We start from the raw sequence: 25,669 nt of genomic DNA, 5'->3' as shown, positions 1-25,669 counted from the left end.
ACAGTCACGCGCCAGAATTCGGATGGCGGATGTTTTCATCTAGACCGGGAGAGGGCAAGCAAAATTCGCTTGATGTCCGCATGTTCGCAGGGGCCAGAAACGAAAGAAGCGGCCGCTTGGGCCGCTCCTTGATCAGCATGTCCTGGCGCCGGCTCAGCCGCGTCGGGCGAGCGAGAACTGGGCGCCGCTGTCGGAGGTGCAATTGAGCTGCGACGGCGTCACGAGGGCGCAATTCACCTTCTGCTGCGTGTTGCGAACCAGCGACGTCATGTTGATCTCGACAAGGCGATCGTTGACGAGCGTATAGGTGCCGGATGCGAGGATCTGGTTGGTGTCGGTCGTCCGCGTGGTGAAGGTGCCGCCCTGGAAGGTCGAGGAGATGCCGTTCGGATCAACCCAGGCGCCTTCGATCGACGGGCCCTGCTGAACGGCAGGCAACTGGCGGGGAGGAGGGCTGGAATAGCAGGACGAAAGGGCAAGGCTCATCGCCGTTACAGCTACCAGGGATCTGATTTTCATTCTTGTCTCCCACCATCTCGGCGGTTCGGTCCGGCCGCCCACCGTTTGCGTTGTCGTCGAGAACATGCCGCGAAGCCTCGGCCAAAGCAAGGCGAAAGCCTTGTATTGCCGGGGTTATCCCGTCCTTGCTTGCAACGAGAAAGGCCCGCCGCAGGCGACGGGCCTTAAGTTCATTCCTGAAACCGTTTAGCGGACCAGGATGTTCCGGAACTGCCACGGATCCTTTTCGTCGAGGTCTTCCGGGAAGAGACCCGGGCGACCGTCGAGCGGGGTCCAGTCGGTATAGTGGCCTTCGACCGGGCCGAGATAGGGCGATTGCACTTCCAGGCAGCGCTTGTAATCCATCTCGTCGGCTTCGACGATGCCGGCCTTCGGGTTCTCGAGTGCCCAGACCATGCCGGCGAGCACGGCCGAGGTTACCTGCAGGCCGGTTGCGTTCTGATAGGGCGCGATGCGGCGGGTTTCTTCGAGCGACAGGCGCGAACCGTACCAGTAGGCGTTCTTCTCGTGGCCGTAGAGCAGCACGCCAAGTTCGTCGACGCCGTCAACCAGTTCGTCTTCGTTCAGGACGTGCAGCACCGGCTGCTGCGTGCCGCCATTGCCGAACATCTCATGCAGCGACAGCACGGCGTCGTTGGCCGGATGGTAGGCATAGTGGCAGGTCGGGCGGTAGACGACTTCGCCATCCTTCTCGACGGTGAAGTAGTCGGCAATCGAGATCGACTCGTTGTGGGTGACGAGGAAGCCGTATTGCGGACCTGGCGTCGGGCACCAGGTGCGAACGCGGGTGTTGGCGCCCGGCTGCTCCAGATAAATCGCGGCCTTGCAGCCCTTCTTGTGCTTCTTGGCGTTTTTCGGCATCCAGTTTTCATGGGTGCCCCAGCCGAGTTCGGAGGGCTGCAAGCCTTCCGAGATGAAGCCTTCGGCCGACCATGTGTTCCAGAAGACGTTGAGCGGCTTCGGGTTCTTGGTGCGCTGGGTGTCGCGCTCGGCGATGTGCACGCCCTTGACGCCAACCTTCTTCATCAGCTTGGCCCAGCCGTCACGATCGTTCTGATCAGGCTCGTCGAATTTCAGGCCGATTTCATGGGCGAGGTTGACCAGGCCCTGCTTGACGAACCAGGAGACCATGCCCGGGTTTGCGCCGCAGGTGGAAACGGCCGTCGTGCCGCCCGGATTCTTCGCCTTTTCCTGGCGCACGGTTTCGCGCAGCGCATAGTTGGTGCGCTCGGAATTCTTCATGCTCTTGTCGAAGTAGAAGCCGAGCCAGGGCTCAACGACGGTGTCGATGTAGAGCACGTCGAGCTTGCGGCAGAGCTTCATCAGGTCGAGCGAGCCGGTGTCGACCGACAGGTTGACGCAGAAGCCCTGGCCTTCGCCTTCGGTGAGGAGAGGCTTCAGAAGCTTCTTGTAGTTTTCCTTGGTGACGTGCGCCTGGATGTGCTTGATGCCATGCTTGGCCAGCAGGTCTGCTTCGTCGTTGCGCGGGTCGATGACGACCATCCGGCTCTTGTCGAACTTGAAGTGGCGTTCGATCAGCGGCAGGGTGCCGCGGCCGATCGAGCCGAAACCGATCATCACGATCGGGCCGGTGATCTCGCCATAAACCGGGTAGGTCATTTCGCTCATTTCCGTCTCCTTGGAGGCCCGGTCATTATGCCTGGGCCATGTTTCCGACCTGTCTTTTGCGGCCGGAGCGATACTGGCGGTTCTAGATCACAAAAATCTGACACAATAAAGGGTGGGCCCCTGTGGGCGACGGGCCTCACCGCTGATTTTCGAGTGCTGTATCTTGCCGCAGGTGAGCGACGAGCCGGTCACGCTGGATGTCGAGCCCCTTGTATCTAAGCTGATCGCCGGCGAGGCCCTCCAACTGCTCGGCCAGGGCTGCGCGGAGCCTCGGACCGTCCGGGTGGTTCCTGAACGCCGTGACCGGATCCAGATAGATGCGGATCGTGAAGACGATCGCGCCTGTCACGGGCAGTTTCGTCAGTGTCTGGCGCTCGACGCGCACCACGGCCTCGTCCGGTTTCGCGGCATCGTTGCGGCCGGTTTCCGGGTGAAAGAGCTTTTCCTTCCAGTTGATCGACCAGTTGAAGCGCTCTGCGGGCAGGCCGGGCGCGAGATTGTCGAAGATACGGTTGATCATGACCGCGTTTCGCGTGCCGCCCTGGAACCCCGGTACATGCTCGTGGACCGCCTCCATCGGCCGGTCGAATTTCTCCGCAAGCGACCAGGAGGATGGGAATGAGAGATGGGCAGCGGCGATGGACCAGCCGGCCTCGCGCTTCATCATGATCACCAGATCGTCCTGCACCAACATTCCGGCGCGGAGCAGTGGGGGGAGGGTGTCGTCCGCAAGATCGACCGTGTGACCAGCGACGTGGATGGTCTGATGTTTTCGGCGATAGAGCCCGGGTTGACTCTCTTCGAGATGAGCAACGAGAGCCGCAAGACACTCCCGCTGGGCCTCCAGGCTGTCATCGGTGCCGCGGAAGATGTCGGTCAACCGAGTTCTCGCAAGCTCCTGCTTTTCGGCGAGGTACTGGCCGAGCGCCGCGTCGGGCTCGATCCAGCGCTGAGGGTCGAGCGCCGACAGGCCGATGGTGAAGGGGCGGGTGGCGCCAGCATAGGGCGTATGGGTGAAGGGCATGGGGTTCAAGCTCCAGCGGATCGCCGTCCGTGTCAATCTCGGCCAGGCATGAATGCGCTGTCGGTCACCGCTTGAGGTAATCCACAAGGGCGCGCAGTTTCGGGGCCATGTTTCTGCGGCTTGGATAATAGAGGTAGAAGCCGGGGAAGGTCGGACAGTAGTCCTCGAGGACGGCGACCAGTTCGCCGCGCGCGAGCGGTTCCGCGAACGAATCCTCCATGCCGAAGGTGATGCCCGCACCGGCGACCGCGAGCTTCACCATCAGGATCATCTCGGTGGTGGTGATGCTCTCGGTGACCGCCACCGAAAATTCCTTTCCGTTCTCAGCGAATTCCCAACGATAGGGTGCGACGCGCGGGCTGGTTCGCCAACCGATGCAGCGATGGTTTGCGAGCTCGCGCGGATGGGCCGGCGTTCCGAATTCTTCGAGATAGGCCGGGGAAGCGACCGCCAGTTGTCTCAGGTCCCCTGAGACGGGTACGGCGATCATGTCCTGTGCAATGACCTCACCGAGCCTGACACCGGCATCATAGCCTTCGGCGACGATGTCGAACTCCTCGTCGGTGACCGTCACATGCAGTTTGACCTCGGGATGTTGCCTGGCGAAGCGAGCGAGCAGAGGTCCGGAGAGAAAGCTTTCCGCAATTGACGAGACCGCGAGATTGAGCTGTCCGCGCGGTCTTCTCTGCAGATTGGACGCGGCCTCCAGAGCGTCGGTCATCTCGACCAGCGAGGGGGCGATCTGAGCATACAGGCGTTCGCCGGCTTCAGTGAGGGCGACGCTGCGGGTGGTGCGGGCCAGGAGGGCGATGCCGAGTGTTTCTTCGAGCTTGCGGATCGACTGGCTCACGGCCGATCGGGTGACCCCGATGCGATCCGCTGCCGCGCGGAAATTTTTCTCCTCCGCAACCAGGGCGAAGACGGCAAGTGCGTTCAGATCGTACGGCATTGGTTAGTTTCTCTTCCCAACGAAGAAAGTTTTTAGCTGCTAATCGCGACAATGACGCAGCCTTATCTTCCTGACAAGCGCATCTGGCGCGAAGCAAGAAAGGAAACGTCATGGATAAAGTCGTCTTGGTTACCGGTGCATCGAGCGGGATCGGGGTGGGCATCGCCCACGAATTGGCGAAAGCCGGAGCAACGGTGGTTCTTGGTGCGCGTCGCGTCGACAGGCTGGAAAAGGTGGCGGATGAGATCCGCTGGGCCGGCGGTCGGGTGATGACGCGCAGCCTCGATGTCACCGATCGCGCCAATGTGGCAGCCTTTGCCGGGGCCGCTCGGGAGGAATACGGACGCGTCGATGCGATCGTCAACAATGCAGGCGTCATGCCGCTTTCGCTGATGTCGTCGCTGAAGGTCGACGAATGGGACCGCATGGTGGACGTCAACATCAAGGGTGTCCTCTACGGGGTCGCAGCCGTGCTGCCAGAAATGACCGAGCGGGGTTCCGGGCATATCGTCAACATCGCCTCGATCGGCGCGCTGACGGTCTCGCCGACGGCGGCCGTCTACTGCGCCACGAAGTTTGCGGTCCGGGCGATCTCCGATGGTCTTCGCCAGGAGAACGACAGGCTGCGTGTCACCTGCATCCATCCCGGCGTCGTCGAGAGCGAACTGGCCGACACGATCTCGGATCCCGTGGCTGCCGAAGCGATGAAAGGCTTTCGTGCCATCGCTTTGACACCCGACGCCATCGGCCGGGCTGTCCGCTACGCGATGGAACAGCCTGACGACGTCGATGTCAGCGAAATCGTCGTGCGCCCTGTGCGTTCGCCTTACTGATGGAGGCCAGGATGAAGCGTTTTCACCCCATTGCTCTTGGCACCGTCATCGCACTGGCGACGGCGCCGGTTTATCCCCTCAACGTTCTGGCAGAAGAAAACATGGATCAAACATCGAAGACCGAGCAGTCCCATCCTTACGTCGGCATGTGGGTTACCGAAGACGGCAGGATCCGGCACGAACTCCTGCCGAATGGCCGTTACGATGAGGCCCGAGGACCCAGAGAGAGCGCCTATCAGGGACGATATGTCGTCACCGGCAATCACATCGACTATTGGGACGATACGGGCTTTACAGCCGACGGTACCTTCGTCAGCCAGGATGTGCTGCACCACGGGGGCATGATCTTTTACCGACGAAAGTAACCGGGCTTAGCCTTCCACCAGTTCTGCGCGGATCAGGCCGCGCAGGGAGTTGCCGACAAAAAGCTTGCGCTGGCGAAGGTCGTCGAGTTTCAGCACTTCGCCACGCGCCTTGCGCTCCCGGATCAGTTCGGCGCGCAGAACGCCCGGCAGAAGGCCGCTGGTGAGTGGCGGGGTCAGCAGCATGCCGTCGGCGGCTTCGGCGAAAATGTTGGTGATCGTGCCTTCGCAGACCTCGCCCCGCTCGTTGAGTAGGATCAACTCGTCGGCCTCATCCTTGGAAAACTCGGCGCGCGCGGCCTCGTAGGGTTCGCGACGGGTGGTCTTGTGGCGGAAGAGGCTGTCTTCGGACTGCAGCTTTGTCTTTGCGATCTTCAGGCGCCAGACCGTTTCTTCCGGGATCGGCTCGAAGGGCGTCGCCGTCACCTCCATCTTGCCGCGATAGGTCATGACGAGGCGCACGCGCAGTGGTGTATCGCCGGACACTTCCCTCTCGAGTTTGCCTTTTGCGTCCTGCGGCTGGCGGAAACCCAGCGCATCGGCAGAGCGGGAGAGACGGCGCAGATGCTGGTCGAGCCGCAGGAAACCTGCGTCCGGCTGCCAGCGCATCGTCTCGATCAGCGAGAAATCCATTGATCACCCAGGGCAAAACGCGCCTTCAGCAGGCATTCCTCGTATTCGGCCTCAGCCTTCGAATCGAAGACGATGCCGCCGCCGACATTGAAGACGGCGCGCCCCTCGTTGAAAAGGGAGATGGTGCGGATTGCCACTGAAAAACGCATGGGGCCTGCCGGGTCGCACCAGCCGATTGCCCCGCAATAGACGTCGCGCGGGCCGGCTTCGAGTTCATGCAGGATGCGCATGGCCCACATTTTCGGGGCGCCGGTCACCGAGCCGCAGGGAAAGAGGGCGGCCATGATCTCGGGCAGGCCGATTTCGGGCAAGAGCCTGGCGCGTACATAGCTGACCATTTGATGCACGGTCGGATAGGTCTCGATGGCGAAGAGCTTGGGGACCGAGAGTGTGCCGACCTCCGTGATGACGGAAACGTCGTTGCGCAGGAGGTCGACGATCATCCTGTTTTCGGCCTGGGTCTTCTCGTCGGCAAGCATCGCTTCTATGATTGCCTCGTCCTCCTCGGGGCTTGCCCCGCGCCGTGCCGTGCCCTTCATCGGGCGGGTTTCTATCCAGCCATCCTCGTCGACAGAGAAGAAGAGTTCGGGCGAGCGGGACAGGATAACAGGGCCGGTGCCGTAGTCGATCAGCGCGCCATAATGCACTGGCTGGCGACCGACGAGCGACCAGAAGGCGGCGCGGGGGTCGCCATCCCAGCGGGCCTCTACGGGCATGGTCAGGTTTGCCTGATAGCAGTCGCCCTTGCGCAAGTGATGATGCAGGCGGTCGAAGCGGCGGCGATAGTTTTCAAGATCCCAGCCCGCGCGCGGGTCGCTCAAGAGCGGCGCGTTTGGAATATTGGAGGGCGCCTGTGCCAGCGGGTGCTCGACTGATGCGGGAGCGTCGAAGACCCCCATCGCGATCAGCGGTGTTTCGCGCCCGTCCTCAACAAGCGGCCTCAGCTTCGGTTCGAATACGAAGCCGGCCTCATAGGACAGATAGCCCGCCAGCCACTTGCCGGCCTTCCGGGCTGCCTCCAATCTGGCGAGCGCAGGCTCGACCTCGTCTGCCGTCCGGGCGACGACAAGCGTCTCCGGTTCGGCAAAGACGAGGCTTGTCCCCGCGCGGTCGTCGCGGAAGAGCGCATAGGGCGCGTGGTCACGCATGGGATGTCGGCAGCTCCGCTGTTCAGGCCGCCTTATCTAGCGCTTCCAGCTCGTCGATAAGCCCCTCGATCATCGACAGACCCTTGGCCCAGAACGACGGATCGGTGGCATCGAGGCCGAAGGGGGCGAGCAGCTCGGAGTGATGTTTGGTGCCGCCAGCCTTCAGGAGCTCGAAATACTTGTCCTGGAAGCCCTGGTCGGCGTTCTGGTAGACGGCATAGAGCGAGTTCACCAGGCAGTCGCCGAAGGCATAGGCATAGACGTAGAATGGCGAGTGGATGAAATGGGGGATATAGGCCCACCAGTTCTCATAGCCTTCCGAGATCTTGATCGCCGGCCCCAGGCTTTCCTGCTGCACGGAAAGCCACAATTCGCCGATCTTCTCGGCCGTCAATTCGCCCTCCTTGCGGGCGGTGTGGATCTTACGCTCAAACTGGTAGAAGGCGATCTGGCGTACGACCGTGTTGATCATGTCCTCGACCTTCTGGGCGAGCATGGCCTTTCGTTCGCGTTTATCGGTCGTCTTGTCCAGAAGCGCGCGGAAGGTCAGCATTTCGCCGAAGACGGACGCGGTTTCTGCGAGCGTCAGCGGGGTCTGGCACATCAGCGCACCCTGGCCGCCGGCCAGCACCTGGTGCACGCCGTGGCCCAGTTCATGGGCGAGCGTCATGACATCGCGCGGCTTGCCGAGGTAATTCACCAGAACGTAGGGGTGAGCCGAAGGCACTGTCGGATGGGCGAAGGCGCCAGGGGCCTTGCCGGGGCGGGCAGGCGCATCGATCCAGCCGCCGTCGAAAAAGCGGCCGGCGATCTCGGCCATTTCGGGCGCAAAGCCGCCATAGGCTGACAGCACCATGTCCTTGGCTTCATCCCAGGAGATCAGTCTGTCAGGCGTTTCGGCAAGCGGCGCATTGCGGTCCCAGAAATTCATCTGGTCCATGCCGAGCCACTTCGCCTTCATCTTGTAATAGCGATGTGACAGGCGCGGATAGGCTTCGCGGACCGCTTCGGCCAGCGCATCGACGACTTCGCGCTCGACCCGGTTGGCGAGGTGGCGACTATCGGCGATGTCCTCGAAGCCGCGCCAGCGGTCGGAGATGTCCTTGTCCTTGGCGAGCGTGTTGGTCACCAGAGTGAAGATGCGGATATTGTCCTTGAAGGTCTTCGACAGGGCTTCGGCAGCGAGCTTGCGCTTGGCCGGGTCGGCATCCTGAAGAAGCGTCAGCGTCGGTTCGAGCGGCATCTCGTCCTCGCCGACCTTGAAACGAAGTGCGGCAAGCGTCTCGTCGAACAGGCGGTTGAAGGCCGCAGCACCCGTCTGCGACTTCTCAAGGAAAAGCTGTTCGAAGCGGTCGTCGAGCTGGAAGGGCTTGTCCTTGCGCAGGTCGACGATCCAGGGGCGGAAGTGGCCGAGAGCCTGATCGCGGTCCATGGCCGCATCGACAGCGTCGTCGGGCAGGCGGTTGAGTTCCAGCGGGAAGAAGAGAAGGCGGGACGACATGTCCGTCAGCTTCGCCTGGATATCACCGAAGAACTTGCCATTCGCCGGATTGGTCATGTCGGAATAATAAGTGAGGCCGGCATAGGAGGCGATGCGACCGAGCAGGTCTTCCAGTGCTTCCATCTCCCGCAGCGCTTCGGCCAGCGAGCCTTCCCCGACGGTTTCGAGAGATGCTGCAAGCTTGCCCTTCCACTTCGTCTCAAAGGCAAGCGCATCGGCGCCGGCCTTCTCGACGGCACCGAGAAATTCCGACGAGGTCTGGCCGGGATAGAGGTCTTCGAGTTTCCAGACGGGAAGGTCGCCGAGGTTTTGATCCCTGCTCGCGGAGGCCTGGGTGAGGGAGCTTAAGGCTGGGCGGCGGTCGATCATCATGGTGACGTCCTTTCTCTCGTTCGTTCGGGAGATGTAGTCAGTCGTCTGCCGATGGGCAAGCAGCCGGGTGTGCCGGTGTAGGGCGACCAGAGCGAGCCGATTGCCGCAGTGCCGCTGTGGATTGTGCCATAAACGGTTAAGGACCGTTAAAATGTTAGGTTTTCTCCCAAGAACATCTTCAGGCCTTTCTGCCAGTCTGCCCGCGATAACCCAGGAGCGCGAACGCGCCGAAACAGCCTCGGGGAGCGCAAGTTGACCGCACAGATTCTACTCATCGATGAAGATGCCGCCGAGCGCCGCAGCATGAAGGCTGCGATCGAAGCGCACGGCCATGCCGTTCATGTCGCCGACACCGCGCCTGCGGGTGTCGAACTCTTCCGCCGTCACGCCGAGCAGATCGGTGTCGTGGTGCTGGACGTGACAGCCGCAGACGGCCTAAATCCCAGCGTCATCCCGATGCTTGCCGAGATCAATGCGGGCGTGCCTGTCATTGTCTGTACGACGGAAGGCGCGACCGAAACCGCGCTCAACGCCGTGCGTGCGGGTGCTTTCGACTTCCTCGTCAAGCCGATCGCCCAGGAGCGGCTGATCGGTGCGATCGAATCGGCTTTGAAGATCCATCGCACCAGCCAGCAGGGCCGTACGCCGCGCCGGGCCCGCAGCGGTTCGGTCAGCTTTTCCGACGTCGTTGCGGCCAGTGCGGCCATGTCTCGCGTCGTGGAGCTCGGCCGCCGTGCAGCACAATCGATGATCCCCGTGATGCTCGAAGGCGAAGCAGGCGTCGGCAAGGAGCTCGTGGCACGCGCCATCCATGCCGCCAGCGATCGGTCGTCCCGTCCCTTCGTTTCGGTCAATTGCAATGCCATCACGCCTGCGCAGATCGAAGACGTGCTGTTCGGCAGCGAAACCCAGACGGGCAAGGTGGCCGAGGCCGAAGGTGGCACGCTCTTCATCGAGGAAATCAGCGAGTTGCCGCCAGTCGGCCAGATGCGCCTGCTCGAAGTCGTCCAGTCCGGCGAGGTGCATCGTAGCGGACAGGCGAAGCCCCTGAAGGCCAATGTGCGGCTGGTTCTGGCAACCAACAAGGACCTGATCGAGGAGGTCAAGGCCGGGCGCTTCCGCGAGGACCTCTATTATCGCGTCAACGTCTTTCCGATCACCATTGCGGCCCTGCGGCGCCGCAAGGAGGATATCCCGCATCTGATCCGGGCCTTTGTCGAGCGCTTTTCGCTCGAGCAGCGCCTGCCGCGGACCCTGCAGGTCGAATCTTCCGCACTTGCCCTGCTGACTTCCTTCGACTGGCCCGGCAATACGAGGCAGCTCGAGAACGCGATCTTCCGCGCTGTTGTTCTGGCCGAGGGCACAAGCCTCAAGGAAAGCGAATTCCCGCAGATTGTAGCGCAGGTCACCAGTCATCGAGGCGCGACTGTCGGCAGCGAGGCGCAGGCCGCTGTGTATGAGCCGAGCCCGATCGCCAAGGTTCAGGCCGCTCTTGCCGAGCGTGCAGCAAGCTTCAGCGGCGGTCCGTCGGCTCCATCCACAGGTTTCAATGGGTCGGCCTCCGGCAATGTCATCGTCAGTACCGACGAGGCCGGCAATGTGCGCAAGCTGGCGGAGATCGAGGAGGAACTGATCCGCTTCGCGCTGAAGTTCTATCGGGGCCAGATGAGCCAGGTCGCCCGAAAGCTCGGTATCGGGCGGTCGACGCTCTACCGCAAGCTCAAGGATTACGGAATCGATCCCGACGATCCGCAGAAGGATGCTGCTTGATTTGCCTCAACCGTTCGATGTTAACTCTGGGGTAAGCTTAATCGCCTACCAAGGAGCTAAGCATTTGTTAGGCAAGCGTTCACCATAAAGTGACAGCTTGTGCGGATGTGGCAAATTTGCCATGGTATGACCGCATTTGACGTTCATTTCGGTTGGCGTGGGACGTAGTCTTTCGGACGGGGATTGCATTGCAGGCATCGCAGGACATCAGCGCGCTCTATGGACAAAACGAGCGCAAAATCCGGCTTGCGTCTGCGCAGCCGGTGAACCGGCTGTTGTCTTCGCTTTTTGCCGCCCTTCTCATGAGCTTCTGCTTCCTGTTTGGAAATGCCGCCGCTGCGCGTGCTGAGACCCGTACGCTCAACATTGAATTCGTTCATACCGGCGAGAAGGCATCGATCACCTTCAAGCGTAATGGCCGCTATGACCCTAAGGGTCTGAAACAACTCAATTATATTCTCCGTGACTGGCGCCGCAACGAGCCGACGAAGATGGACCCGCGCCTCTTCGATCTTGTCTGGGAAGTTTATCGCCAGTCGCGTGCCAAGGGATACATCAAGGTCGTCTCAGCCTATCGTTCGCCTGCGACGAACAACATGCTGCGTTCGCGCTCCCAGGGTGTGGCGAAGGAAAGCCAGCACATGCGCGGCACGGCGATGGATTTCTACATCCCCGGTGTTCCCCTGAAGACGCTGCGCGAAATCGGCGTGAAGATGCAGGCTGGCGGCGTTGGCTTTTATCCGAATTCCGGCTCGCCTTTCGTTCACATGGACGTTGCCGGTGTGCGTGCCTGGCCGCGCATGAACCGTCAGGATCTCGTGCGTCTCTTCCCTGACGGCAAGACCGTCCATATTCCCTCCGACGGCAAGCCGCTGCCGGGCTACCAGCAGGCGCTGGCCGAATACAAGCGCCGCGTCGCGTCCGGCAATACCGTCATGATCGCCGAGGAAAAGACCCGCGGGCGTCCGCGCAACTTTCTTGCCATGCTGTTCGGCGGTGGCGACGAGGATGAGGTTGAGGATGTGCCGCAACCCGCCGCTCGTCCGGCCACGGCGCAGCCAGCTCCGGCCGCGCCGCGCCAGGAACCCGTCGTGACGGCGTCCGAGCCTGTGATGGTCGCCAATACGCTTCCTGGCGTCGACGCTGCGGATGCGCCAGTTCCCCAGGCGCGACCCTCGCTGCGTCCGGCCGACAACAGCCTTGCCGTTGCGCTTTATCAGCCACCGCGCAACGCCGCCGAAGATGCGCTGCAACAGGTGGCAAGCGGCGTGCCCACACCGGCGGCGAATGAATTCCCCGACCTTGCGGCCCTGAACGTACCGGTTCCGACGCTCCTGCAGGCACGGCCGCAGGCTGGCGTAGCGGAAGGCGTCATGACGGCCTCGATTGATCCGAATACGGCAAATGCGATGATGCTTGCGGATGGTATGACTGTTCCTGTGCCAGCAGCCCGTCCGCAGGTCGCCGAGGCGCTGCTCGCCTCCGCCCAGGCGGAAGCCGAAGCGGAAGTGGATGAAGTCGAACAGGCGATCCTGTCGCCTGAGGCCGCTGCCGCCCTGGAAGACAGCACCATGCCGGAAATGGCCGCACCGATCCCGTCGAGCGCGCCCGCTCAGGCCGAGCTTCGTGCCGCACCGGCGCCGGCTGCAAAGCCTGTCGAAATGGCGTCGATCCCGCCACAGCAGGAAGCCAGCGTCGAGTCGACCGCACAGTTCGGCGACATGTTCGATGCACCGTCCGAGCCAGTGGCAGACGCCGATGCAGTCGTGCCGAAGAAGGGCGGTCGTCCGGGACAGGAAGATGCAGAGCGCGCACACATGGCCATGTATGGTGGCACCCAGCTCACCAAGAACATGATCGAGCAGTGGGCGCTAAACCAGGGCAAGTTTGAATCCGTCGCCAAGCCGGTGAAGGCCCCGCGCGTCGTGTCGCGTTCGCTCGTGGCACCCCCGACCGCTGTTCCTGACGGGTTCCGCCTCGATGCCACCACGGTCGATCCGAGCCGCTTCGGAGCTCCCTGATCCCAGGCTTTTCCAGATTGCAGACAAAAAGAAACCCGCCGGATCGGCGGGTTTTTTTGTAGGTCGCGATGCGTCTGCCTCAGCCTTCCGGCGGGCTTTCGATCATGCCGAGCGCGTGCAGGTAGGTGTCGAGGATAAGATCCTCTTCCATTCGCTCCTGGTCGTCTTTCTTGCGAAGCGCGATGACCTTCTTGAGGATCTTCGTGTCGAAGCCCATGGACTTGGCTTCGCCGTAGACATCCTTGATGTCGTCGGCGATGGTCTTCTTTTCTTCTTCCAGGCGCTCGATGCGTTCGACAAAGGCACGGAGCTGGTCGCGGGCGACGCCGTGAGCGGCATCAGTCATGGGCAATCTCCTTCATTGCGGGGATGGCATTCTCGGGATGGTTTTCGTGGCGTCCACGTGCCGCGAAGCAGCGTCCGCGTCAAGTCCCAAAGCTTGTGGAGCGCGTCATTCCTTCGGGCGGTTCCTTTCGAATGCTTGACGCTGCTCGGCGCTTGCTTCGCGCTGATGGAGCGACTTCCAAGCGTCATAGGGCATGCCGTAGACGATCTCGCGGCTTTCGTCCTTGGTGAGGTCGATACCGCTTTCCTTGGCGGCGTCGAGATACCAGTTCGACAGACAGTTTCTGCAAAAGCCGGCGAGGTTCATCATATCGATGTTCTGGACGTCGGGGCGATTGCGCAGATGGGATACGAGCCGGCGAAAGGCGGCCGCTTCGAGTTCGGTCTGCTGGTCCTTTGTGGGGAGCGTCATGCTGTCCTCCTTCAGGGCGTGATGGGCTGCGCGGGGTAGGGGCCGGTCCGCGAGGCGTGGATTTCATACTCGTGCAGCTTCGGGTCGGCATTGAGGCGTTCGAAGATCGGTGCGAGGCGATCGGCCCAGGCGGTGACGCCGGCCTCATCTGCAATCAGATCCTGCCGCACTTCGAGAAGCGCATGCGGAATTCCCGTGATCATGCAATGGCGATACATGGTGTCGCCCTTCAGGGCGCCGTCATAGGGTTCGTTGTCGCCGACCAGAATGTCTCCTGCGGCTTCCAGTCCGTCAATCAGGGGGCGGACAGCCCGTCCATCTGTGTCCCAAAGGACGGCCGCATGCCATGGGCGAGGCACGCCCTTCCAGGCTGGGGTATAGGAATGCAGCGAGAGAACGAGCGGCGCCTTGCCCGACGCTTCGGCGACCTTGGCGATCACATCGGAGACCGCACCGTGGTAGGGCCGATGATAGGTCTCGATGCGGTGCTGCCATTCCTCTGACGTGATCGGATGGTTCCCTGGCACGATGGCGCCGTCAGAGATGCGCATGATAATCGTCGGGTCATCCTCGCCGCGATTCGGATCGATCAGCAGGCGGGAGAAGCGCGACATGACGGCGGGGACGCCGAGGCGGGCGGCCAGCTGCCGCGTCAGCGGCTCGATACCGATGTCATAGGCAATGTGACGGCCGAAGGCGCTATCGGGCAGGCCAAGTCTGCCATAGGGCTCGGGCACGATATTCGTCGCGTGGTCGGCGAGGAGCACCAGGCCGGCGTCTAAACGGCCATCCAAAATCTCGAAAACGGGGGAAACATTCATCAGTTTGAAGCCATCGTCTGGTACAAGCGCTTGATCGCATGGGGAATGGGGGAGCGCAAGCTTTCATGGCTGTCACGTTTGTGCCAAGATCGAACATATAGGTTTTGAGACTGGCCAAAGGCAGAAAATATAATCGATTAGAGTTGCGTTGACATTCTCTGGTCAGCATCGCAAGAAGGCATCCCATGCGCATTTTTGGAGTTCCGGCGGCAATCGTGCATCACCCGATCAGACAGACTTTTGACCGTGCTGCGGCACGTTTTCTGAAGCCCCTCCTGATCGCGGGTGCGCTATTTTCGCCCATGCTGGCAGCCTCTGCTGCCCAAGCCGAGTTTCGTGTCTGCAACGGCACGCAGAACTTGGTCGGGGTCGCAGTCGGCTACCGGGCAGAAGAGGGCTGGATCACGGAAGGCTGGTGGCAGGTCCCTGCCGGCACCTGTGCATCCCTCATCGAGGGCGAACTCCAGTCGCGCTATTATTATCTCTATGCTGAGGATGCCGCTCGCGGTGGTCGCTGGACCGGTGACATCAACATGTGTGTCGCCGAAAACGAGTTCAAGATCGTTGGTGTGAAGGACTGCTTCGCACGCGGCTATCAGCAGATGGGATTCAAGGAATACGACACCGGCAGGCAGGGGAGCTGGATGGTCCAGCTGTCTGATACGTCGGGCACCCAGGAAAGCCAGAACTGATGAAGCGAAACCGCAAAGTAAAGATCCTCGCCACGCTTGGTCCCGCCTCTTCCGATGAGGCGATGATCCGGAAACTGCACGAAGCAGGGGCCGATCTTTTCCGCATCAACATGAGCCATTCGAGCCATGAGATGCTGCGGACGCTCATCCAGCGCATTCGTAACGTCGAGGCCGCCTGTGGTCGCCCGATCGGTATCCTTGCCGACCTGCAGGGTCCGAAACTGCGTGTGGGCAAGTTTGCCGAAACGACTGTCGAGCTGAAGCCCGGCCAGACCTTCACGCTGGACAGCAACGAAGCGCCCGGTGATGCAAGCCGCGTCTACCTGCCGCATCCTGAAATTCTCGAATCGGTCAAAGTTGGTGACCGTTTGCTCATCGATGACGGCAAGCTGCATCTGAAGGCTGTCAAATGCGACGGCAAGACGATCGTAACGGAAGTCGTTTCGGGCACGAAGATCTCTGACCGCAAGGGTGTGAGCCTGCCCGACACCATTCTCGCGACCGGTGTTCTCACCGACAAGGACCGCGCCGACCTTGATGCCGTGCTCGCCACCAATGATGTCGACTGGGTGGCACTCTCCTTCATTCAGCGCCCGGAAGATCTGGCGGAAGTCCGCAAGATCGCCAAGGGCCGCGTTGGCCTGATGTCGAAGATCGAAAAGCCGCAGGCGATCGAGCGCATCGACGAGATCATCGCGCTCTCCGACGCTCTGATGGTCGCCCGTGGTGACCTTGGCGTTGAAATGCCGCTCGAGCGCGTGCCCGGCATCCAGAAGCAGCTGATCCGCGCCTGCCGTCGCGAAGGCAAGCCGGTTGTCGTGGCCACCCAGATGCTGGAATCGATGATCACGGCACCGGTCCCAACCCGCGCCGAAGTCTCTGACGTCGCGACCGCCGTCTTCGAAGGCGCCGACGCCATCATGCTGTCGGCTGAGTCTGCCTCCGGCCAGTATCCGGTCGAGGCTGTCGCCACCATGGCGTCCATCGCCCACACTGTCGAGCGCGAGCCTCACTATCCGGGCATCATCTATGCCCAGCGCGCCCAGCCGGAAGCGACCGGCGCCGACGCCATCTCGCTGGCTGCCCGCCAGATCGCCGAGACGCTGCGTCTGCAGGCGATCGTCTGCTACACGTCATCGGGCAATACCGGTCTGCGCGCCTCGCGCGAGCGTCCCGAAGTGCCGATCATCGCGCTTTCGCCGGTCATCCACACCGCGCGTCGCCTGTCGGTCGTCTGGGGCCTGCACTGTGTCGTTTCCTCTGAGCCGACGGATCTCGACGACATGGTCAACCGTGCCTGCCGCATCGTCGTCGAAGAAGGTTTCGGCAAGCCGGGTGACCGCATCATCATGTCGGCCGGCGTGCCGCTCGGCACACCCGGTTCGACCAACATGCTGCGCATCGCCTATATCGGTTCCGACGGTCAGTCGGGCGTATGAGCCAACCGCATCCTTGATCTGGAAAAGCCGCCTTCGGGCGGCTTTTTTAGTGCTCGATTATTGGCCAGCCTGCAGCGATGGCGCGGAGCCTGCCGGGACCACCCGGCTTGCCGCAAGACGTGGCTCCACTTTGCGCGCCATGGTCTGTAGATCGCGCTCCTTGCCCGCAACCGTCTCGATGCCGGCGATGGCGATCTCCGTCACGATGTAGTCCGGCTTGTGCCCGAGCCCCGCGATCCAGACGAGTTCGGAGCCGGCGATGTCGCGGGCGAGGCCTTTGGAATGGATCTCCTCCAGCACGATCTCGTCGCTGTCGCCGGTGATGACAACCGTCGGCTTGGTGATCTCGCGGTAGCGTGGAGCGAAGGCGGTCACATAAGCATGCAGGCCGGCGACATCCGTGGCGTTGGAGCGGAAGGCGGAAGGACGCAGGACAAGCGCCGGGCCGGTGTCCTCTACATAGGTTTCCGGACTTGGGTTGGGGGCGAAGACATGCTCCGTCGCCGGCTCGATACGCATCATGCCCGCATGCAAAGCCAGCGTGTGGCAGAAGATCGGTCCGATCACCGGCGCAGAGGCCAGGTGGTAGTACCAGTCGACGCCTCCTGGCCAGGGATGGGTGGCAGCCGCCAGGAAGACGAGGCCTTCCACCTTGTCGGGATGCAAAACGCCGAAACTTGCGGTGATCGCGCCGCCGAAGGAATGGCCGACGATAATTGCCCGCTCGATGCCCTTTTCCTCCATCAGCCGCGCGATGGCGTTGGCTTGTCCGTCCGGCGTGTCGTTCTCCTTGCCGCCGCGCTCCGAATAGCCGTGACCCGGGCGATCGACGAAGAGAAGCTCAGCGCGGCCCCTCAAGGGCTGCAGGAAGGCGCCCGCCTGATCCCTGAGGTTTCCTGAAGCGCCGTGGATGAACACGATCGGCGGCAGGTCGGCCTCGGGGCTTGCGGGCACGTGAAGAGCGTTTAGACGAAAGCCGCCGACATCGATGAGCTCACCGATGTTCGGTGTCTTCGCCTCAATGGCTCGGGCACGGAGTTGCGTGGCAATGGCGAGCGCCGCGAGCACGGCGATGAGGACCAGAAGGATGACGAGCAAGACGAAACCGATACGGGGGAGGAGCAAGAGCGAAGCTTCCGGGCTGGACGATATGGCAACAAGATCGTGCGGCTGTGCCGTTCGTCAAGGGAGGTCGATGCTACCTCACGTCCGCTGGCCGGCCAGTTCTTCCGACAGTTTGGCGACGATCTCCTGGGCCTCGCGGTCGGCGGGGAAGACTTCGAGATAGCGTTCCCAGGCCTTGAGTGCTGCATCCTTGCTGCCGCGTTCGGTGAGGATGCCGGCAAGGCCGGCGATGGCGCCGAAGTGGCGGGGCTCCAGTTCCAGCACCTTTTCAATATCGGAGACGGATTTCTTGTAGTTGCCCATGGTGAAATGCAGCGTTGCGCGCTGATTCCACGCGCCGACGAAATCCGGTTTCAGGATGATCGCCTGGTCGATGAAGTCGAGGGCGGCCGCGTTGCGCTTCTCGGCGGCGGCCTTCGCAGACCACTGCATCAGGAGGTTGACCGTCGGGCTAGACGAGTCGCTCCAGGTCGCCATCGTGGAATTGGCGATCTGGCGGGCCGCCTGCGGGTTGCGCTCTCTCTTCAGTTCGGCGAGCAGATCATCGACAGTCTTCGGCTTTGCTGGCGGCCTGAGCGGGATCTGTTCGACAGGCATCTCATTTGCCTGTGTGCTCCCTTGCTCTTCCGGCGCCTGTGCGGCGACGGTGCCTGCAAAGAGCAGGGCGGGCAGAAGCGGGAGGGTGAGGGCGAGTCGCAAAGAAAAACGGCGCATGAAGGGAAGTTAGTCCCTCAGCGCCGTCTTTCAAACTCAAATTTCCGATATCAACACGCCGCAGATGCAGCGGGCAGTCCGTCCGGCTCATGGGATCCGGAGATCCCGGGGCATCAGCCCTGGCGAGCCTTGAAGCGCGGGTTCTGCTTGTTGATGATGTAGATACGGCCCTTGCGGCGAACCAGACGGTTGTCGCGATGACGGGCCTTAAGCGCTTTCAGCGAGTTCTTGATCTTCATTTTTCTGGTCCACAACGATTGTCGGGGAATGTGTCATTCACCCACTGTTCTAAACAATCAAAAGCGCGCCGCTGGGCGCGCCCCTGAAGAGTTGGCGGCAATTAGCCCGAGGGAGGCCGCCATGTCAACATCTCAGGCCGAAAATGCGGGACGCATCCTGCTAAAAAACCGGGAAAATCAGTCGCGAAACGGCAGGATTTCGGTCACATGACCCATCTTGCGACCAGGGCGGGCTTCCGTCTTGCCGTAGAGATGGACGAGCACGTTCGGCTTTGCGAGCCATGCGGGGACAGAATCGATGTCGTCGCCGATCAGATTCGTCATCACGCAATCGGAGTGGCGCACGGTGTCGCCGAGCGGCAGAGAGGCGACCGCGCGGATGTGCTGCTCGAACTGCGAGACCATGCAGGCAGCCTCCGTCCAGTGGCCGGAATTGTGTACGCGGGGCGCGATCTCGTTGGCGATCAGGCTGCCGTCTTCAAGCACGAAGAACTCCATGCCGACGACGCCGACATAGGCCAGGGCGTCGAGCAGCCTGGTCGCGGCCTCGCGGGCGGCCTTGGCCGTGTCCTGCGTGATCGCGGCAGGCTGGGTCGAGGTGTGCAGGATGCCGCCCCGATGAACATTCTCGGTCGGGTCGTAGCAGCGGACTTCGCCATCAGTGCCGCGGGCGGCGATGATCGAGATCTCGCGAACGAAGGGCACGAAGCTTTCGAGAATGAGCGGTACCGAGCCGAGTGCCTCATAGCCGCCGTCTGAGCTGTCGCCCTTGCGATAGACCCTCTGGCCCTTGCCGTCGTAACCGAGGCGGCGGGTCTTCAGCACGCCTTCACCGCCGAAATCGGTGAGGGCCGCTTCGAGGTCGGCCTGGCTGTCCACGGCGTGGAAGCGGGCGGTCTCGATGCCGGATGCGTTGAGGAAACGTTTTTCCGTCACACGATCCTGGGCAACCTCGAGAGCCTTTGGCGGCGGATAGACGGGCACGCTGGCAGCCAGCGTCTCGGCGGCCGAAACGGGGACGTTTTCGAATTCATAGGTGACGACGTCGCAAAGGCGGGCGAGTTCTGCCAGCGCTGCCGGATCGTCATAGGCGGCCGTGATCTGCTGATTGGCCACCTGCTCAGCGGGGCTGTCGGCCTGCGGCTCGAGAATCACGGTGCGGAAATTCAGCCGGGCGGCGGACATGGCCAGCATGCGGCCAAGCTGGCCCCCACCGATGATGCCGATGGTGCGGATGGTCATGGGGCCTCGTCCACGGGGTATTCAGCGACCGATGCCGTTTGGCGCTCGACCCATTCGTCGAGGCGGTCGGCCAGTTCTTCGTCGAAGGCGGCGAGCACGCGGGCGGCGAGCAAGGCGGCGTTGACGGCGCCAGCGCGGCCAATGGCAAGCGTTCCGACGGGAATGCCGGCGGGCATCTGGACGATGGAATAGAGGCTGTCGAGGCCGGACATCGTTTTCGACTGAACGGGCACGCCGAAGACGGGCAGATTGGTCATCGAGGCGACCATGCCCGGCAGGTGGGCAGCGCCGCCGGCGCCGGCGATAATCACCTTGAAGCCCTCGTCGCGGGCGCCCTTGGCAAAGGCCACCATGCGATCGGGCGTGCGATGTGCCGAAACGATGCGGGCTTCATAGGAGACGCCGAGTGCGTCGAGCGTGTCGGCGGCATTCTTCATGGTTTCCCAGTCGGACTGGCTTCCCATGATGATGGCGACGGGCGGGCACTCAGCTGTCATCTCGTATCCTTGTGCCTTCAGGCGATGATGTCGGGAATGATCTGGTCTTCCAGCGCGGTGATCTTGTCCTTGATGGATAGTTTCTTCTTCTTCATGCGCTGAATCCGAAGGGCGTCGCAGCCGGTCGTGATCATGGCATTGATCGCCGCATCATAGTCTTCATGTTCCTGGCGAAGCCGTGCCAACGAAAGCCTGACGTCGGCCTGTTCCTGATCGGCCATGCTTGTTCCCCATTATCGCCGTGTGGCCCATCCTTTAAGGATGCCCCGAAGATTCGCGCAAGCTCCTATCACCAAATACCGGTAACGGGAAGTTATCCTTGTCTCCGATTTTCGAGGTCGTTTTTGGCCAATTCGCCTTCGACAAACCGCATTTCTCGTGTCACATTATCTTCGCAAAGCCTGAAACTCCAGCGGATGAGGGCTGGAGGTAGGCGATAAGGAAGGACGCATCAAATGACCATACAGGCTCATCTTGAATCGCTGCAGAAGAAGCATGGAGCCCTCGAGGAAAAGCTCCATGACGCGCTTGCATCCCCCTCCATCGATGACCGGCACATTGCCGAACTGAAGCGCCTGAAACTGCGTCTCAAGGATGAAATGGAACGCCTGAGGGCCTCCACACGCCACTGATCCCACCCTTCCGGCTGCGCCGGGATCTGGCGGACCCAAAGACCGATCCCGATGTATTCATGAAGCAGCCAAGACAGCACCCTCAGCCCCGGAGTTCACATGACTTCGGGGCTTTTGTTTTGCGTTGAAGAGTGTTTTCTGAGTTTCAGGACCAGAACTGGTCGAGCCACATGTTCATGCGGTCGAAGCCGGGTCGATTGATCACATAGATCCGCCGCGTGCCTTCGGAGCGGACATCGACGAGGCCGCTGTCGAGCAATGCTTTCAGATGTTGCGAGACCGCAGGGCGGCTGATCGGCAGCTGCGCGGCAAGTTCGTTCACGGTCTTTTCCCCCCGACGCAGATCCTCGAGGATATGCCGCCGGTTCGGGTCTGCGATCGCCATGAACGGGTCTGCGTTCGTCATGCCGGAAAGGTTATGTCAAAGGCCCCTCCGCGGCAAGCGCCGATGTGCGCTGCAGCAAGCCATGGCCGAACACGAAATCGCGTGTCAAATGCCGAAAAGCCCCCGGGTGCCGTCCCAGGCCAGCTTGCTGCCGGCGATCAGGACCATGCCGTACATCAACGGATAGAAGATCGCCGGTCTCAGGTAATGCACGAGGCGGGCTCCGGCGAGCGTCGACACCAGCGCAATCGGCAAGAGGGCAGCCGACAGGCTGAGATTGGTCGCGTCCAGTTCTCCGAGCGCAAAATAGGGGATGACCTTGATCGCGTTGAGGATGGCGAAGAAGCGTGTGGAGGTTCCGGTATAGGTCAGCGGATCGAGCTTCAGCGGCAGGACATAGATCTGGAAGGGCGGGCCGCCAGCATGGGCAACGAAGCTCGCATAACCGGCAAGAGAGCCCCAGAAGGAGCCCGCGACAGGGCGCTGGGCTGCGGGTGCCGTTTCCTGTCCCTTGTAGGCCGCCCAGCTTTCGAGGAAATATTTGAGCGAAAAGACGATCGAAATGCCGCCGAGAACCAGGCGCATCGCATCCGCCGAAACATAGGTCGATGTCGCCCAGCCAAGTCCGATGCCGATGACGGCACCCGGCAGCATGGCAACGAGCGTTGCGCGATTGTTGTGATGGCGCCAGGCCCAGAGTGCGACGGCATCCATGACGAGAAGGATCGGCAGGAAGATGGCGGCGGCCTGCATCGGCGGTACGGCGAAGGCGAGGAGGGGCACGCCGATCAGCGCAAAAGCGCCGCCAAGGCCGCCTTTCGACAGGCCGACAAGGGCAACCGCGGGAATGGCGACGGCATAGAAGTTCGGGTCTGTCAGCATTGCGCGGTTGATCCTTTCGGAAGAGCGGTCTATCGGATTTGTCTAGAGAAAACGAGGACGAAATCCTGAGAAACGGACCTGTCCCGCACACGGAAACACCGCGCATGATCGATAATCGCTGCCGCCTGGTCCTCATCGTTCCCGATATGGCGGATCCCGCCGAGCGCGCCGAAGTGCTCGGCAATGCGCTGCGCGGCGGCGATGTCGCATCGGTCATCATCCCGCAATACGAGCTCGACGACACCGTCTTCCAGAAGCATGCCGAGATGCTGGTTCCGGTCATCCAGGAGGCGGGTGCTGCTGCGCTCGTCGTCGATAACAGCCGCGTCGCCGGGCGTGTGAAGGCGGATGGACTGCATGTCAGCGGCAATGCCGAAGCGCTTGCCGAGGCTGTCGAGAAGCATGCGCCGAAGCTGATCGTCGGCGGTGGCAATGCCATGGACCGCCACCATGCGCTGGAAATGGGCGAGATCCAGCCCGACTATATCTTCTTCGGCAAACTCGACGGCGACATCAAGCCGGAGGCGCACTCGAAGAATGTCGCGCTCGGCGAATGGTGGTCGTCGATGATCGAGATCCCGGCCATCGTCATGGGCGGAACCGACCCCTCCTCGGCCGTCATCGTTGCCGAAAGCGGCGTGGAATTCGTGGCGCTCGGCAAGGCCGTCTTTGCCGATCCGGCACAAGCTGCCGCGATTGTGACCCGGGTGAATGCCGAGCTTGACGAAAAAGCGCCACGGTTTGAAGATTGAACCGCCTCATGCGTTCAATCTCGTCCCATCATCGCCTGATTCTCGCCGCGCTCGCCGGGGCATGCCTCGCCTTGGCCAGCCCGGTGCTCGGACAGGAGAGCGAGGATGGTCTGGAGATCGGCGACGCGCCGGCCATCCTGCCGGCCGATCCCGACGAAGCGGGCGAGATCGAACGCGGGGCACGGCCCAGCAGCAGCACGGGCGACGCCAATACGCTCGATCGCGGTGACCGGGATTCCCTGCCGCCTGTGACAAAGGGCGGCAAGCCGACCGCGGACGATAAGCCGGACGAGTTGCAGGGCATCAATATCTACCTGCGCATGGGCGCACCGCTGCCGGAACTGCCGCCGGAAAAGCCCTATGATGGAAAGCCCGACGAGGCCTATGGCGCTTTCCAGCGCGGGCTCTTCCTGACGGCCGTCGACAAGGCGCTGCCGCGCGCTCAGCTCGGTGATCCCGCGGCGCAGACACTGCTTGCGGAAATCATGTCGCGCGGGCTCGGTGTGAAGCGTGACCTGAAAGGCGCTGCCTTCTGGTATGGTCAGGCTGCCCAGGGCGGCGATCCGTCTGCCATGTTCAAATATGCGCTTCTCCTGATGGAGGGGCGTGAAGTGCCGCAGGACAGAGCCAAGGCCGATGATTACATGCGGCGCGCGGCCGATGCCGGCAATGCCTCGGCGCAGTTCAACTGGGCGCAGATCCTGGTGTCGGGCACGCCCGGTGTACGCGGCCTGACCGCCGCCATGCCCTATTACGAAAAGGCTGCCGAGCAGGGGATTGCCGATGCGCAGTATGCGCTGGCGCAGGTCTATTCCGCGTTGAAGGACGTGCCGCCGGAAAAGAAGGCGCGGGCTCGCGAATGGATGATGCGGGCGGCTCGCGCCGGTTTCGACACCGCCCAGCTCGACATGGGGCTATGGCTCGTGAACGGCTATAACGGCCCCCGCGACTACGAGGCCGGCTATCGCTGGCTGAGCATTGCAGCTGCGCGTGGGAATGTGGTTGCCCAGAACCGGATCGCCCATCTTTATATCAATGCGCTCGGAACTGGCCCCAATCCGGTCGAAGCCGCCAAGTGGTATGTGCTGTCGCGTCGCGCGGGGCTGAAGGATCCGGCGCTTGAGGACTTCTATCTGGGACTGAACGAAGAACAGCAGAAGCAGGCGATCGATCTCGCCAACCGCTTCCGTCGGATCTGACGAGACCAGGTTCTGCCGCTGTATACCAAGTCTCTATAGTAGATACGTATAGGATGGCCGTCAGAGGCCATCGGCGAGGTGCGGCGCGCCTAGCCGATCTCTCTTGGCCTGCAGGATAGGTGGGGCCGATCCCATCGGTTCCTGCTGTCGAGATCTGGTATCAAGGGAAGGGCGGCGGTCATGGATCTCATCGATGTCTTTCAACGTCTCGGGCTTGCGATCGCCATCGGTGCCGCCATCGGCGTCGAACGCCACTGGCGCGAGCGCGACGAGCCCGAGGGGGCGCGCATCGCCGGGATCCGTACCTTCACGCTAATTGGAATGACCGGCGGGATCGGCGGGCTTCTTGATCAAGGCATGACGCCGTCCGGACTGTCCGGGCTCATTATTGCGAGCTTCCTGATCGTGATTGCCGTGGTTCTCCTGCTGTTTGGCCTGATGGAGGCGCGGGCCGAAGGCTCGTTCAGCGCGACGACCGTCATTGCCGGCATCACCACGTTTGGCCTCGGTGCGCTTGCTGTTGCGGGCGATATGTCGGTTGCCTCTGCGGCGGGCGCTGCCACGGTCACGATCCTTGCCAGCCGCGAGTTCCTGCATGCCGCGATCCGGCGGCTGACGTGGATCGAGCTCCGCTCGGCGGTCGTGCTGCTTGCCATGGGCTTCGTGCTCCTGCCGCTCATTCCGGCTGATCCCTATGGCCCGTTCGGCGGGGTCTCGCCCCGCAGTCTCGTGATCCTGGTCATCATGCTCGCCTCCATTTCCTATGTTGGCTACGTCGCCGTCCGGCTGATCGGTGGCGGGCGCGGGGATCTCATCGCCGGTGCCGTGGGTGGGCTTGTCTCCTCGACTGCAACGACGCTCGCCATGGCGCGCCAGAGCCAGAACACGGCAGTGGCCGCCGGTCCCGCAGCCGGTGCGATCGCTGCCGGCAGCGTCTCACTTTTCCGGACGGCGCTTCTTCTCCTCGCGCTCGCTCCGGCGCTCGGCTGGCGCCTGTTGCCCGGCCTACTCGTTGCCGGTGGAGTCATGCTGGCAGGAGCCATGACGGCCATCGCTCGCGCCGACACGGCGTCGGAGGCAGACCTGCCCGGTAATCCGTTCGAGCTGTCGCAGGTCATCAAGATGGCTGTTCTGATCACCGTCATCGCCTTCATCGCGCGTGCGGCAAGCCAGATCTTCGGTGACGGCGGCCTTTATGTGGTCTCGGCCCTGACGGCGCTTGCTGATGTCGATGCGGCGACGGTCACGGTCGCCGGCATGCTGCCTGCGCTCTCTCTCGACGTGGCGCTCATTGCGGTCGGGATTGCCGTGACCGCCAACATGGTGGCGAAAGTGGTCTATGCGGCGGTCGCAGGTAGCCGTGGTTTCTCGCTTCGGCTTGCAGCCGCATCGGCGCTTGCCGTGGCTGGCGGCCTGCTCGTCACCTTTGCTGCAGGGCACGTCTGAGCCGCGTGCATGGGCCGAAAGGGCCAAGCCCCTTGAATTCCGGCGGCATTTGTGGTCTTGAACCGGCCAAACACCGCCGCCGACGC

28 protein-coding genes are annotated in these 25,669 nt (G+C 62.3%); 10 read left to right on the top strand and 18 right to left on the bottom strand.

From position 1 onward, the window contains the following. Positions 1 to 153: 153 nt before the first annotated feature. The 4 genes from omp10 to D4A92_RS00980 all read right to left on the bottom strand — a co-directional run bounded on the left by omp10 (position 154) and on the right by D4A92_RS00980 (position 4,121). Complete coding sequence (omp10, locus tag D4A92_RS00995; protein ID WP_203017514.1) at positions 154 to 519, bottom strand: outer membrane lipoprotein Omp10; 366 nt, start codon at positions 517 to 519, stop codon at positions 154 to 156. 186 nt (positions 520 to 705) lie between these two features. Next, positions 706 to 2,148 (bottom strand): homospermidine synthase, encoded by a 1,443-nt coding sequence (locus tag D4A92_RS00990; RefSeq protein ID WP_203017512.1) that lies wholly within the window; start codon positions 2,146 to 2,148, stop codon positions 706 to 708. 136 nt (positions 2,149 to 2,284) lie between these two features. Beyond that, positions 2,285 to 3,172, bottom strand: a complete 888-nt coding sequence (locus tag D4A92_RS00985; RefSeq protein ID WP_203017510.1) for a heme-dependent oxidative N-demethylase family protein — start codon at positions 3,170 to 3,172, stop codon at positions 2,285 to 2,287. A gap of 64 nt (positions 3,173 to 3,236) precedes the next feature. Next, a complete protein-coding gene (locus tag D4A92_RS00980) occupies positions 3,237 to 4,121 on the bottom strand; it encodes a LysR family transcriptional regulator (RefSeq protein ID WP_203017509.1) in 885 nt (294 codons plus the stop codon). 110 nt (positions 4,122 to 4,231) lie between these two features. Here D4A92_RS00980 and D4A92_RS00975 point away from each other — a divergent pair, with 110 nt between their 5' ends. Together D4A92_RS00975 and D4A92_RS00970 are read left to right on the top strand one after the other, a co-directional pair. Next, positions 4,232 to 4,954 carry an SDR family oxidoreductase gene (locus tag D4A92_RS00975; protein WP_203017507.1) on the top strand — a complete coding sequence of 241 codons (723 nt, stop codon included), beginning with the start codon at positions 4,232 to 4,234 and terminating at the stop codon, positions 4,952 to 4,954. Between the two features lie 11 nt (positions 4,955 to 4,965). Continuing rightward, on the top strand, positions 4,966 to 5,319 hold the full coding sequence (locus D4A92_RS00970; protein ID WP_246753999.1) for an Atu4866 domain-containing protein: 354 nt from the start codon (positions 4,966 to 4,968) through the stop codon (positions 5,317 to 5,319). 6 nt (positions 5,320 to 5,325) lie between these two features. On the opposite strand, the gene D4A92_RS00965 is transcribed toward D4A92_RS00970, so the two are convergent. From D4A92_RS00965 to D4A92_RS00955, 3 genes are read right to left on the bottom strand one after another with little or no spacing between them, the layout of a single operon-like run. Then, positions 5,326 to 5,949, bottom strand: a complete 624-nt coding sequence (locus D4A92_RS00965; RefSeq protein WP_203017505.1) for an aminotransferase class IV family protein — start codon at positions 5,947 to 5,949, stop codon at positions 5,326 to 5,328. After that, a complete protein-coding gene (locus D4A92_RS00960) occupies positions 5,934 to 7,097 on the bottom strand; it encodes an aminodeoxychorismate synthase component I (RefSeq protein WP_203017503.1) in 1,164 nt (387 codons plus the stop codon). The genes D4A92_RS00965 and D4A92_RS00960 overlap by 16 nt, the downstream gene beginning before the upstream one ends. Positions 7,098 to 7,119: 22 nt before the next feature. After that, complete coding sequence (locus D4A92_RS00955) at positions 7,120 to 8,967, bottom strand: M3 family oligoendopeptidase (protein WP_425958568.1); 1,848 nt, start codon at positions 8,965 to 8,967, stop codon at positions 7,120 to 7,122. Positions 8,968 to 9,222: 255 nt separating this feature from the next. Between D4A92_RS00955 and D4A92_RS00950 the strand changes: the two genes are divergently transcribed. Both D4A92_RS00950 and D4A92_RS00945 read left to right on the top strand, forming a co-directional pair. After that, the gene (locus D4A92_RS00950) at positions 9,223 to 10,740 is read left to right on the top strand and encodes a sigma-54-dependent transcriptional regulator (RefSeq protein ID WP_203017499.1); all 1,518 of its coding nucleotides are present in this window, start codon (positions 9,223 to 9,225) and stop codon (positions 10,738 to 10,740) included. Positions 10,741 to 10,928: 188 nt separating this feature from the next. Further along, the gene (locus D4A92_RS00945; protein ID WP_203017497.1) at positions 10,929 to 12,761 is read left to right on the top strand and encodes a DUF882 domain-containing protein; all 1,833 of its coding nucleotides are present in this window, start codon (positions 10,929 to 10,931) and stop codon (positions 12,759 to 12,761) included. Positions 12,762 to 12,840: 79 nt separating this feature from the next. Here the strand turns inward: D4A92_RS00945 and D4A92_RS00940 are convergent, their stop codons facing one another. The 3 genes from D4A92_RS00940 to D4A92_RS00930 all read right to left on the bottom strand — a co-directional run bounded on the left by D4A92_RS00940 (position 12,841) and on the right by D4A92_RS00930 (position 14,339). Further along, positions 12,841 to 13,107: a DUF2312 domain-containing protein gene (locus D4A92_RS00940; protein WP_006726882.1), complete on the bottom strand. Its 267-nt coding sequence runs from the start codon at positions 13,105 to 13,107 to the stop codon at positions 12,841 to 12,843. Positions 13,108 to 13,212: 105 nt separating this feature from the next. Continuing rightward, positions 13,213 to 13,518 carry a DUF1244 domain-containing protein gene (locus D4A92_RS00935; protein ID WP_203017495.1) on the bottom strand — a complete coding sequence of 102 codons (306 nt, stop codon included), beginning with the start codon at positions 13,516 to 13,518 and terminating at the stop codon, positions 13,213 to 13,215. A gap of 11 nt (positions 13,519 to 13,529) precedes the next feature. Then, positions 13,530 to 14,339, bottom strand: a complete 810-nt coding sequence (locus D4A92_RS00930; protein ID WP_203017493.1) for an N-formylglutamate amidohydrolase — start codon at positions 14,337 to 14,339, stop codon at positions 13,530 to 13,532. Between the two features lie 302 nt (positions 14,340 to 14,641). Here D4A92_RS00930 and D4A92_RS00925 point away from each other — a divergent pair, with 302 nt between their 5' ends. Together D4A92_RS00925 and pyk are read left to right on the top strand one after the other, a co-directional pair. Beyond that, on the top strand, positions 14,642 to 15,031 hold the full coding sequence (locus tag D4A92_RS00925; protein ID WP_246754067.1) for a DUF1036 domain-containing protein: 390 nt from the start codon (positions 14,642 to 14,644) through the stop codon (positions 15,029 to 15,031). Further along, complete coding sequence (gene pyk / locus D4A92_RS00920; protein ID WP_203017489.1) at positions 15,031 to 16,470, top strand: pyruvate kinase; 1,440 nt, start codon at positions 15,031 to 15,033, stop codon at positions 16,468 to 16,470. Before D4A92_RS00925 ends, pyk begins: the two co-directional genes overlap by 1 nt. 57 nt (positions 16,471 to 16,527) lie before the next feature. Here pyk and D4A92_RS00915 read toward each other — a convergent pair whose 3' ends face one another. The 6 genes from D4A92_RS00915 to D4A92_RS00890 all read right to left on the bottom strand — a co-directional run bounded on the left by D4A92_RS00915 (position 16,528) and on the right by D4A92_RS00890 (position 20,508). Further along, positions 16,528 to 17,568 (bottom strand): alpha/beta fold hydrolase, encoded by a 1,041-nt coding sequence (locus tag D4A92_RS00915; protein WP_425958571.1) that lies wholly within the window; start codon positions 17,566 to 17,568, stop codon positions 16,528 to 16,530. Positions 17,569 to 17,673: 105 nt separating this feature from the next. Next, entirely contained in the window at positions 17,674 to 18,309 is a 636-nt protein-coding gene (locus tag D4A92_RS00910) for a tetratricopeptide repeat protein (protein WP_203017486.1), read from the bottom strand. A 113-nt stretch (positions 18,310 to 18,422) separates the two neighbouring features. Further along, complete coding sequence (ykgO, locus tag D4A92_RS00905) at positions 18,423 to 18,548, bottom strand: type B 50S ribosomal protein L36 (protein WP_006726873.1); 126 nt, start codon at positions 18,546 to 18,548, stop codon at positions 18,423 to 18,425. Between the two features lie 177 nt (positions 18,549 to 18,725). Next, the gene (locus tag D4A92_RS00900) at positions 18,726 to 19,790 is read right to left on the bottom strand and encodes a 5-(carboxyamino)imidazole ribonucleotide synthase (RefSeq protein ID WP_203017484.1); all 1,065 of its coding nucleotides are present in this window, start codon (positions 19,788 to 19,790) and stop codon (positions 18,726 to 18,728) included. Then, positions 19,787 to 20,287, bottom strand: coding sequence for a 5-(carboxyamino)imidazole ribonucleotide mutase (purE, locus tag D4A92_RS00895; protein WP_203017482.1), 501 nt, complete (start codon positions 20,285 to 20,287; stop codon positions 19,787 to 19,789). The genes D4A92_RS00900 and purE overlap by 4 nt, the downstream gene beginning before the upstream one ends. A 17-nt stretch (positions 20,288 to 20,304) precedes the next feature. Further along, the gene (locus tag D4A92_RS00890; protein ID WP_006726870.1) at positions 20,305 to 20,508 is read right to left on the bottom strand and encodes a YdcH family protein; all 204 of its coding nucleotides are present in this window, start codon (positions 20,506 to 20,508) and stop codon (positions 20,305 to 20,307) included. 234 nt (positions 20,509 to 20,742) lie between these two features. Here D4A92_RS00890 and D4A92_RS00885 point away from each other — a divergent pair, with 234 nt between their 5' ends. Further along, positions 20,743 to 20,919 (top strand): YdcH family protein, encoded by a 177-nt coding sequence (locus D4A92_RS00885; protein WP_069043460.1) that lies wholly within the window; start codon positions 20,743 to 20,745, stop codon positions 20,917 to 20,919. 145 nt (positions 20,920 to 21,064) lie between these two features. Here D4A92_RS00885 and D4A92_RS00880 read toward each other — a convergent pair whose 3' ends face one another. Next, positions 21,065 to 21,325, bottom strand: a complete 261-nt coding sequence (locus D4A92_RS00880) for an ArsR/SmtB family transcription factor (RefSeq protein WP_040300270.1) — start codon at positions 21,323 to 21,325, stop codon at positions 21,065 to 21,067. An 84-nt stretch (positions 21,326 to 21,409) separates the two neighbouring features. Continuing rightward, a complete protein-coding gene (locus D4A92_RS00875) occupies positions 21,410 to 22,186 on the bottom strand; it encodes a sulfite exporter TauE/SafE family protein (RefSeq protein WP_203017481.1) in 777 nt (258 codons plus the stop codon). Positions 22,187 to 22,290: 104 nt separating this feature from the next. On the opposite strand from D4A92_RS00875, the gene D4A92_RS00870 reads away from it, so the two are divergent. The 3 genes from D4A92_RS00870 (at position 22,291) to D4A92_RS00860 (ending at position 25,583) form a co-directional block, all read left to right on the top strand. Beyond that, entirely contained in the window at positions 22,291 to 22,938 is a 648-nt protein-coding gene (locus D4A92_RS00870; RefSeq protein ID WP_203017479.1) for a thiamine phosphate synthase, read from the top strand. Between the two features lie 8 nt (positions 22,939 to 22,946). Continuing rightward, positions 22,947 to 24,137, top strand: coding sequence for a tetratricopeptide repeat protein (locus tag D4A92_RS00865; protein ID WP_203017477.1), 1,191 nt, complete (start codon positions 22,947 to 22,949; stop codon positions 24,135 to 24,137). Between the two features lie 180 nt (positions 24,138 to 24,317). Then, the gene (locus D4A92_RS00860; RefSeq protein WP_203017475.1) at positions 24,318 to 25,583 is read left to right on the top strand and encodes an MgtC/SapB family protein; all 1,266 of its coding nucleotides are present in this window, start codon (positions 24,318 to 24,320) and stop codon (positions 25,581 to 25,583) included. Positions 25,584 to 25,669 lie beyond the last annotated feature (86 nt).

The sequence above is a fragment of the Rhizobium rosettiformans genome (assembly GCF_016806065.1).
Classification (GTDB): domain Bacteria; phylum Pseudomonadota; class Alphaproteobacteria; order Rhizobiales; family Rhizobiaceae; genus Allorhizobium.
This window is presented reverse-complemented; position numbering and strand designations above follow the sequence as displayed.